Genomic DNA, 7,784 nt, shown 5'->3' with positions numbered 1-7,784 from the left:
AGGCGATACTCCAGCTTTCTCGCCCCTGAAAAGGCGATCAGCCACTGAAAGGCAACCTATATCTTTAGGAGTATGTATGAAATATTACTTTAGGCTGAAAACATTTCCTGAGAGATTTTGCATACTTGATTTATTCTTCTTCAGTCACAGGGTGGTCTCCTCTTTTCTTAGGCGCAGGGTGTATTCAGCGTTTGTAAGAGGGTGTACCTACCACATTTTTGTAGATGAATTCAACAATTTTTGTGTCACAAATAGTCATTCGTAAATCCATAGTTGATTTTCAATCACGGTTTACGAATGACTCATTGTGAATTATACGGCTTGTTTAACCACTCCTTGCCCGAAGAACTTCGGGGGTTCAGCGAGAGTGTAAACTTGGGTTTCTTGTGCGATCGCCTCCCTCAAATGCAAAGGCAAATGCAGCATACCCAAAAGTGTTATACCATCTAGCATCCGCAGTCCACCGCTTGTTTTCTCCTGCAACACCTTATCGATGCTGTCTGGATAAAAACGGATACTAATTTCTTTTTCTGAAGCCAGAGCAAATCCCCACGGTCTTCCATAGGTACAGGTATAGCTGCTGTAGGATTGAACGTTGGGAAAAACTGCGTTGAGGGTTCGTACCAAGCGGGCGTGCAGAGTTAACTCTCCTGGTGAAACAGGACCAGCTTGGATCACAACAAATCCTTGAGGTGAGAGTACCCGACGGATTTTCTCAAAGTATTCCTTAGTAAACAGCGCAAATGATGGACCTGACTCGATGGGATCCGACAGATCAGAAATAACGACATCCCACTGTTCATCAGTCGTATCTAAAAAGTCGAGTGCATCTGCAATCACAACTTCCAGACGCGAATCATCAAAAGCATTCTGATGCATTTCGCCCAGGTGTTGGCGACAAGCTTCCACCACCTCGCCATCAATGTCAATCATCACCACTTTTTCCACAGTATGCCAACGCAGCACTTCCCGTGCTGTCGCGCCCTCACCACCGCCAAGAATCAACACCTTACGAGGTGTTCCTTGAAAAATCATCGCCGGGTGAACCAAAGGCTCGTGGTATAAAAATTCATCACCAGTACATGATTGCCACTTGCCATCTAAAACAAGTGCTTTGCCATAAGTACCAGTTTCGACAATGTACATTTCTTGGTAAGCAGTTTTCTTGTGAGCAAGTATCCCCGTAACTCCATGAGAGTAAATATCCCAAGGAGTAATGTATTCGCTCATCCAAAAATCTGCACCGACATTACTACCTGCCATATCATAAACCCCCTCTCTTTGTCAACGCTCGCTAGTTGCCAAAAATAGACTTTCTTCCAGTTTTTTCTGGACTTGAGGTGAAAGTTTGCCTCTAGGAAGTGTCAACAGCACATGTTTGCTAGCTTGAAAAGTTTGCACCAGGTACTTGCAAGCTTTCTGTGGTTCTGTGTGTTGACCACAGGTAAAAATATCCACCGCTATGTAGCCATACTCTGGCCAAGTATGTATTGAAATATGAGACTCAGCTAACAGCGCAAGAGCTGTCACTCCAAACGGCTCAAAATGGTGTGATATTTCCTTAAGCAGAGTCGATTTTGCCCTGTATGCTGCTTCTACTAAAGCCTGTTCAATAAACTCAGGATTGTTCAGTAGATTCGTTGGACAGTCATACAGTTCGAGAATACAGTGACTGCCAACTGGAACCAAAGGTGTGTCCCCCACTGGGTAAGATTGCATTTCCAATTTTTCCACCCTAAAAACACAGAAGACTACAAACAATTAACCTCTGGGATAAATGCACGCTTCGCTATTTCTTGACTTTCAAGTTAGCCATTGTACTTAAGAGGTTGCTATGCAGTGATGCACAGAAGTGACATTATCGCACACTTGAAGTGTTTTTTTATATAGAATTTTCTTATAGGTTTCTTGATTCAGGATTTTCTCAAAAATCGCGATTCTCACTTCCATAGAATGCACTGGTAGAGTCTGTGGCTCCTAATGATGACATTGAGGCAAAGCTTTAATTGTAGCCTGATAGCAACGAAATCAGTTGGTTCTACGTTGTGGAATTGAAATAATTTTTATTATTCTAGGTATTATTCACCACTCAATATATCATTTGAATGTACTCATAAAAGTCACTGTCAACACCACCTTGTCTGATTTTTTGCTACTAACATTTAGGTACATTAAGTCAAAGCTGGATATGTCAGAAAACTTTGAGTTTTAAATACGGTAATTGTCTATAATTGCCGTACAATACCAGACAGTTGTCAACCCACAGTTATCAGATTTAATACCCAAAAAGCCCGAAAGAAACAAAATGACACTTGAGCAGTTGCGAATTTTTTTAGCAGTTGCGGAACTGATGCACTTTACCCGTGCTGCAGAAGCCCTGTATATTACTCAACCAGCTGTCAGTGCAGCGATTCAAAGCTTGGAAGGAGAATATGGGGTGAGACTATTCCATAGGATTGGTCGCCATATCGAAATTACTGATGCTGGTAAGTTGCTGCAAATGGAGGCGCAGAAAGTTCTTGACCAAGTTTCTTTAACTGAGCGAGGCTTGCGAGAATTGAATAATCTACAACGGGGTGAGTTAAAATTAGGATCAAGTCTCACCATTGGTAACTACTGGTTGCCAAATAAAATTAGCCAGTTCAAGCGCCAATATCCTGGTATCCATATTGATTGTACGCTGGGTAATGCAGAAGAAATTTGCGAAGGAACAGCGACAGGATTTTTTGATTTTGGTCTGGTGACAGGAGATGTTAAACCCTCACTGAAGAACTATTTGGAACTGGAAGTAGTGGGGAGCGATCGCCTCCAGATTGTAGTTGGGACATCTCACCCCTGGTTTAAGCGCACAGAAATTTGCCCAGCAGAACTCTTAACAACCACTTGGGTGATGCGAGAGCCAGGTTCGGGGACACAGCAAATGTTTGAGCAAGCTTTACAAAATTGGAGAATTGATCCAACTGAATTGGATATTGTTCTCGTCTTAAGCAGTAGCGAAATGGTGAAGGCTGTGGTTGAAAGCGGTGTTGGTGCTGCTGCAATTCCCGAATTGATGGTTACAAAAGAAATACAGCTATCCACACTTCACGCCGTTCGTGTGGTAGATAGAAACTCTGCAAGCAAGCTAGACATTGTTCAACCAGTTTGGAAGCTCAAACACAAGCAGCGTTTTCAGACTCGAGTTGCGATCGCCTTTGAGGAGATTTTAACCACTGCGAAAAGTCCAGAGTCAAAAAGTGAGCCAGTTCGGCGGTGAGTCAACGCTTTGTCAAGAAGATTTCTTACATTTTTCCATCATTTTTCTTTATCTTTAAAATAAAGAAAAATATTTGTTTTTATCAAAGCTGCTCTTTATAGTTACTATGGTATGGTCTAACAGTGCAAAATGAGTCAGATACTACCTGAGCAATAGTGATCCTAAATCCGTATGATTAAGCTGACCATAGCTTGATCACAGGTAATAACTAAATGGATCTATTTATTTTCGTCTATGGAACTCTCTAACAAAACTGAGTATGCGATTCTTTCCCTGATAGCGCTAGCCGCTTGCTATTCTACTGGGGAATCATTACAAATCCGGGAGATAGCAGCGCGACAAAATATACCAAATCGCTATTTGGAAGAACTTCTGGCGACATTAAGGCGTGGAGGTTTAATTAAGAGCATACGCGGCGTCAAAGGTGGTTATGTTTTGGCACGAGAACCTCAAAAAATCACACTTCTAGATGCTTTCCATTGTATGGAAGGATTAGACGCGGGTGTGCCTAATAAAAATTCCACCCAGACATCAGTCGAAACTGAGGTTATTCAAGAGATTTGGCAAGAAGCACGTCAAGCTGCTTACTCTGTTTTACAGAAGTATACGCTCCATGACCTTCATGAGCAACGAGCGAAACGACGACAGATGGAATGTATGTACTACATCTAACCTTGCTTACATCTGTTGATCTGAACTTGCTCAAACGTGAACCTATCGTTTTTTTGGCAAATTAAGGATTGTACATAGCAGTCATCTTGATAGTTGACTACTATTGTACACATGTCCTACTAAAGACTCACCTACTCCGCACTTCCTGTATTGGGAATAAGTCTGCCCACTGGATACGTTGCGACTTCTTGGGAAGCTGTGTTTTGGAGGGTAGCACCAGATATTTCATCTACTGATTTCGTTTTCGCTGCTAAATAGTCTGTCCGCAGCTTGTCTAGCATTTGTTCGCGTTTATCATACAACCGTTTGAGGGAACAAGGCTGACACTGGTTTAAGGCGTAAGCTGTGACTAACGGCAATGCGATTGTGCTATCGGCATAACAAACAATTGTGCTAGGTAATTCATCTGGGTCAATTTTACCCCAACTGACAGCTTCTGAGGGTGTGGCTCCAGATAACCCACCAGTATCTGGACGGGCATCAGTAAACTGGACAAAGTAATCGTGTCCTCGTTCTTCTAATCCTAAGACTTCGTGAATTTGCGGTTGTGTTTGTAGCAAAAAGTTTTTAGGACTGCCACCACCAATAATCACAGCTGCACTTTTGCCTCCTGTTTCTCTGGCATTGTAGGCAATGGCTGCTGTCTCGTTAACATCAATAGAAGGATCTAAGATAAGTTGAGATCCTTCCAATGACAATGCAGCAATATTCATACCAATAGAACTATCACCAGGAGAAGATGTGTAAATCGGTACTCCACACTCATAAGCTGTCGCAAGTAGACACGAATGCTTAACTCCTAGTTGCTTTTCTACCTCTCGCACATACTTGCCAAGTAAATTATGAAATTCAGCAGTTCCCATCCGTTTTTGGAATGGTTCTGCTTGCAAAATTTTACGGATGAAAGCGTCTGTTTCCAACAGCACATCGTAGCCAAAGATAATGTCATAGATGCGGATAGTACCTTGCTGGCGCAGTTTTACATCATTTAAAAACGGGTTACCAGCAAAAAGTTCAAAACCTAGCCCATAATGCATATCATGATAAAGATTAGCACCAGTACTAATGATCCAATCAATAAATCCGTTACGGATAAGCGGTGCTAGCGCAGAAACCCCGAATCCTGCTGGTGTCATTGCACCAGACAAGCTAACTCCTACCGTCACGCCTTCTTTGAACACATCTCGACTGAGGAGATGACATATTTCCCGTAATCGTGCTGAATTGTATGCCGTGAAGTAATTGTCAATCAAATCGACGACCCCGATATCAGTTGGCATTGGTACAGGTAGGATTTTTTTACCCAGCTGTTTTGACATTTGTGGTAGCCCCCGAAAAAAAAAACTAATAATTGTACCTATTCACGGTCAAAATCTGAATCAACATACAGCATACAATCCTAACTAGTTTGGAGTTATTTTTTACATTACCTGCAAGTAGCAATTGTAGGCATTTTGCCCAAAACGCACGAATATGATTTGTTCTTTGAGAGTTATTGCTAAGTAGATGTATCGCGCCATCAACACCACTACCTCCTAGTAAGGAATTATTCGCAGCATTTACAATAGCATCTACCCGTAGCTGGGTAATATTCCCTTGATAACGGAAACTCTATTTTCCATAATTGATCCGCAGTCGCTACAAACAAAGTGTTCTGGTTCATCATATTCCCCAAAAGTAAAGGTGGTAAGGTTTATAGAGGAATATCTCTAGTTTTGTAGCAATTTATGATATTTTTTATTATTTATTTAACATTTCAATCAACGAATTTTTGATAAAGGCTTGTAGTAACGATACTAAACTGAGCACCAACACTATGCCAACTGATGAGACTTGGACAACCACCAATATAAGTACCGTAGGGGAAAATTTCTCCCTCACGTCTGAGGATTACCGCAAAAAGATGCAGCGACGCAAAGAAGTCCAGGAGGCGCGAATGAAGAATGCATCTAACGAAAAAGGGTTAATTATTGTTAATACTGGTAATGGCAAGGGGAAAACCACAGCAGCATTAGGTATGGTGTTGCGTGCGCTTGGTCATGGGTATAAAGTTGCTATTATACAATTTATCAAAGGAGCTTGGGAACCTGCGGAAAAAAGAGTTTTTAGTATATGGCAAGATGATTTATTAGAATTTCATGCTATGGGCGAAGGCTTTACCTGGGATACTCAAGATCGCGATCGCGATCTTGAAAAAGCCATCGCTGCTTGGCAAAAAGCGTTAGAATACATTCGCAATCCAGAGTTTAAACTGGTGCTGTTGGATGAAATAAATATTGCTCTTAAATTGAATTACTTACAAGTTGAGGAAGTTTTAGCTGGGTTAGCTCAAAAGTCACCGAAAAGTCATGTTATTCTAACAGGCAGAGGCGCGCCTGCAGCTTTGATTGAGCGAGCTGACTTAGTGACAGAAATGACTCTAGTTAAGCACCCTTTGCGGGATCAAGGTATTAAAGCGCAACCAGGAATTGAATATTAATCATAAAGTGGTGAGTTAAGAGTTGGGAACAGTACACTCAACTCCTAACTCCTCACTGTTGAACATTTGCCTGACACATCTGTAGAATGCGGCGATCATCAGCACTAATGTTGTTTATCGGATAATAATCTTGTAGCGTTACAGAGTGAGCATAACTGCTAGACTCATCATCCATAGTTTGAGGTAACGTGTTGTTTGTTGCCACTTGAGTAGGGCTTTTGTCACCAGGATAACCAGTAACCGTCATTGCTAACTGTCCAGAGGACTGAAGCGTACCATTAAAACAACTAAACTCAGAGCTTGGCATATATAACGCACCCATCACCTTGCCCTGCTGCTTTTCAAATATGATGTATCCTTGTCCTAGTTGACCTGATTTTGGTGACTGACCATAGAGGTAAACGCCATCTTGTTTAGGAAATACACCTGTTGTTCCTCTAGACGTAACTGTAGCAGTTTTAGTTGGCGCTTGGAGTTGTGCAGCTGTGACTTTGGTTGTAGAGACTGCTTCCAAATCATTTGAGTGAGTGACAGCAGTTGGAGCACTAACTGATGATTTAGCTAGTACTTTACGTAAGCGTGCTTCTTTATCGCCACTGAATTCTGAAGCTGGGTAAGAATTTTTCTGCAACCAGGTGTAAGTTGGTAACTGAGAAGAATTTGTAGCTGATACAGTAAATGAATCAATGTATGCAACCTGATTACTCAGTACAGGTTTAGATTGATTAGCAACAGCACCAAGCAACAGAAGTACACCAACAAAGGGGATGCCTAATAAGCTTGTGTAAGGGAATTTTTTCATGTTGTTGGACACCCGATTCCTCCTGTCAAAAATTTTTTTGTTTTTTTGCAACTTACTTACAAACGTACCGAAGTATTGATATATAAAGGCTCCGTCAATGGTTTGATTTATATTGTCAAAGGGAAAATCTCTGTAAACAAAGAAATTTTTTATTGAATTTTGAGCGATTAATTTTGAGCTATATTCTTAACTTAGCATTGTTGGGACCATTCTTGCTTCATCCATTAGATTCAACCAATGAGATTGTTTTTTTAAGAAAAAAATCAAAATGAAAAGTTAATTTTTGATATTTTTCTTTTTTTATTATTCAATTTCAAAAACAATTGACATCTTTTTGATAGAATCATCTCTCTAATGTATGAACTCTATGAACAAGCAAAACTACACAAGCAATTCTGTTGATTCCGGATATCCTTCAAAGATTTTGGCAGAAATTCCGACGAGAGTAGCACTGTAGGGAGAGTTGAGGGAAGATGGGAAAGTTGAGAAGGTAGGGTATAAGGTGTCATTCTGACCGGAAGGTTGGGCTTTCCCCAGCCTACGGCTCGCTACGCGCTCCGACAAAAATGGACAAC

At 41.2% G+C, this 7,784-nt stretch carries 8 protein-coding genes and 1 pseudogene; 3 read left to right on the top strand and 6 right to left on the bottom strand.

What is annotated here, in order from left to right; translation table 11 throughout:
- Positions 1 to 312: 312 nt before the first annotated feature.
- Both DP117_RS25985 and speD read right to left on the bottom strand, forming a co-directional pair.
- Positions 313 to 1,263: a fused MFS/spermidine synthase gene (locus tag DP117_RS25985; protein WP_169221110.1), complete on the bottom strand. Its 951-nt coding sequence runs from the start codon at positions 1,261 to 1,263 to the stop codon at positions 313 to 315.
- 21 nt (positions 1,264 to 1,284) lie between these two features.
- Positions 1,285 to 1,719 (bottom strand): adenosylmethionine decarboxylase, encoded by a 435-nt coding sequence (gene speD, locus DP117_RS25980; protein ID WP_211176351.1) that lies wholly within the window; start codon positions 1,717 to 1,719, stop codon positions 1,285 to 1,287.
- Between the two features lie 586 nt (positions 1,720 to 2,305).
- On the opposite strand from speD, the gene DP117_RS25975 reads away from it, so the two are divergent.
- Positions 2,306 to 3,256: a LysR family transcriptional regulator gene (locus DP117_RS25975; protein ID WP_169221108.1), complete on the top strand. Its 951-nt coding sequence runs from the start codon at positions 2,306 to 2,308 to the stop codon at positions 3,254 to 3,256.
- 234 nt (positions 3,257 to 3,490) lie between these two features.
- Positions 3,491 to 3,928, top strand: coding sequence for an Rrf2 family transcriptional regulator (locus DP117_RS25970; protein ID WP_169221107.1), 438 nt, complete (start codon positions 3,491 to 3,493; stop codon positions 3,926 to 3,928).
- Positions 3,929 to 4,059: 131 nt separating this feature from the next.
- Here the strand turns inward: DP117_RS25970 and speY are convergent, their stop codons facing one another.
- Together speY and DP117_RS37370 are read right to left on the bottom strand one after the other, a co-directional pair.
- A complete protein-coding gene (gene speY, locus DP117_RS25965; RefSeq protein WP_169221106.1) occupies positions 4,060 to 5,247 on the bottom strand; it encodes a deoxyhypusine synthase in 1,188 nt (395 codons plus the stop codon).
- Positions 5,248 to 5,434: 187 nt separating this feature from the next.
- A pseudogene (locus DP117_RS37370) lies at positions 5,435 to 5,518 on the bottom strand (macro domain-containing protein); the annotation flags it as partial.
- Positions 5,519 to 5,744: 226 nt separating this feature from the next.
- On the opposite strand from DP117_RS37370, the gene cobO reads away from it, so the two are divergent.
- Positions 5,745 to 6,407 carry a cob(I)yrinic acid a,c-diamide adenosyltransferase gene (gene cobO, locus DP117_RS25955; protein ID WP_169221105.1) on the top strand — a complete coding sequence of 221 codons (663 nt, stop codon included), beginning with the start codon at positions 5,745 to 5,747 and terminating at the stop codon, positions 6,405 to 6,407.
- A 52-nt stretch (positions 6,408 to 6,459) separates the two neighbouring features.
- On the opposite strand, the gene DP117_RS25950 is transcribed toward cobO, so the two are convergent.
- Entirely contained in the window at positions 6,460 to 7,209 is a 750-nt protein-coding gene (locus DP117_RS25950) for a hypothetical protein (RefSeq protein ID WP_169221104.1), read from the bottom strand.
- Positions 7,210 to 7,590: 381 nt separating this feature from the next.
- The coding region (locus DP117_RS35590) for a hypothetical protein (RefSeq protein WP_211176350.1) at positions 7,591 to 7,784 on the bottom strand (194 nt) is incomplete at its 5' end.

Origin of the sequence: Brasilonema sp. UFV-L1, assembly GCF_012912105.1 — a bacterium.
Lineage (GTDB): Bacteria > Cyanobacteriota > Cyanobacteriia > Cyanobacteriales > Nostocaceae > Brasilonema.
This window is presented reverse-complemented; position numbering and strand designations above follow the sequence as displayed.